Consider the following 1,894-nt stretch of genomic DNA (forward strand, 5'->3'; position numbering starts at 1 on the left):
CTATTGAACTTATAGAAGAAATAGAGAATTTAATATATGAACTAGCTATTAATGATGTAATTGAGATTTCCAAGTAGCAAAATTTTATTTATGTGAATTTTGAGTTTATAGTAATTGAAATAAACCTAATTTGTATTTCTTAAGTTTGACTATAAAGCCATAAATATATGTTTATGGCTTTATAATTTTAATTAATAAAACTAATATTAATATTTATTTTTATCTTAGTATATAGTAAATATTGAAAGTAATTGTTGTTTAACCAATTTCACAAAAATGATCCCAATCAGTCATTAATACTTTACGCTTTTCAAGATAAGCTCCACGTAAATAAGCAGCTTCAACCTCATCTGGTAGTTTGTGTGCTAATACATGTTCACAGACTTCTCTAGGGTAATCTGTTTTATCGGCTGACCAATCACGGAATGTTGAACGGAAACCATGGGTAGTGATAATACGATTTTGTTTTGGATCAACGTAGCCCTCACCATCTTCGTTTAATTTCTTTTCATGCATCCGCTTAATTAATGTTGTTAAAGACATATCTGATAACATGCCACCACGTGGGGCGGGGAAGATAAAGTCATCTGGTTGAGGGTGAGTTTCTCGATAAAGTTGCTCAAGTAATCTAATTGCTGCTTTAGATAAAGGAACTCTATGTTCTTTATCCGCTTTCATTCGTTCTTTTGGAATAATCCAGATTTTATTTTTGAAGTCGATTTCTTTCCATAAAGCACCAAATACTTCACCTGACCGACAAGCAGTTAATATTGTAAATTCTAATGCTTTGGGAGAAATGCCTTTGCGTTGTCGCAGGTCATGAATAAAACTAGCCACTTTTTCATAAGGTAATGATGGATGGGGTCTAGACTCTTGTTTTAAATTACCAAGAATAGGTTCTAAATTACCTTTCCAAGCAGCAGGGTTATCTCCAATAAAGTATTCCATCGCTTTGGCATAATCAAAAACTGTTTCTATGCGACCACGAATCCGTTTTGCTGTTTCATTCTTCTCGATCCAAATTGATTCAAGCACAGTAGCAATATCAATCTTAGTAATTGTCCCGATGATTCGTTCGCCTAGAGTAGGATAGATATAAGTCTCTAAAGTAGACGTCCACTGAGCAATGTGCTTTTCATTTTTAAGTTCTCTAGTCTTATTGGCAATGACAGTTGAAGCACATTCTTTAAAAGTTTTTTCACGATGCTTTTGAATTCGTAGAGCAGCAAGTTGTTCTTGTTTCTGTTGGATAGGATCAATGCCATTACGAATTTGTGATTTTAACTCACGAGCTTTTTCTCTTGCTTCAGCTAGAGAAACTTCTGGATAAGGTCCTAACCCAATGTCACGGCGATGTATTTGTTGCTTACCGACTTCATCAAAGCGTTTTCCGACGGCGACACGTAAGACCCAAGCACGAGATGCGTTCATCACACGAAGGTGTAAACCATCGACACCACCAACAGCATATCTACCATTTTCTTTAAGTTTTGATACACTCTGAGCTGATAATTCTTTTGCTTTCTTTGGCATAGGTTTGATTTTGTCCCACAACTGAACCCACATAAGATAGCGGAAAGAATAAGATTAAACAAGATAGGGTTGGATGGTGTTTTAATATAAGATATTGAAAAATAGATTTATATTGAATTTTATGGGACGCTATAAGACAAGTGTTAGACGGACACCGCTTCCGCCATATTCGAAAAGCCCCTGTTTTTACAGGGGCTTTTTTTATGCCTAGAATAAAAATTACAACTCTATTTAGCTTAAATATTGCTAACAAATCCTGAAAATTTCATATAAATCAAATAAGTATGTATTTTGATCAAATTTTTTGTATTTATATAATATATTTTTTATTTTCAATGTCTTATCAATCAAAGGTCTATAT

1 protein-coding gene is annotated in these 1,894 nt (G+C 33.8%); it reads right to left on the reverse strand.

Going from position 1 to position 1,894, the window contains the following annotated elements:
* Positions 1–258: 258 nt before the first annotated feature.
* Entirely contained in the window at positions 259–1,533 is a 1,275-nt protein-coding gene (locus HUN22_RS16780) for a tyrosine-type recombinase/integrase (protein WP_174731765.1), read from the reverse strand.
* Positions 1,534–1,894: the final 361 nt, after the last annotated feature.

This window comes from Acinetobacter lactucae, from assembly GCF_013344765.1.
Taxonomy (GTDB): Bacteria; Pseudomonadota; Gammaproteobacteria; order Pseudomonadales; family Moraxellaceae; genus Acinetobacter; species Acinetobacter lactucae_A.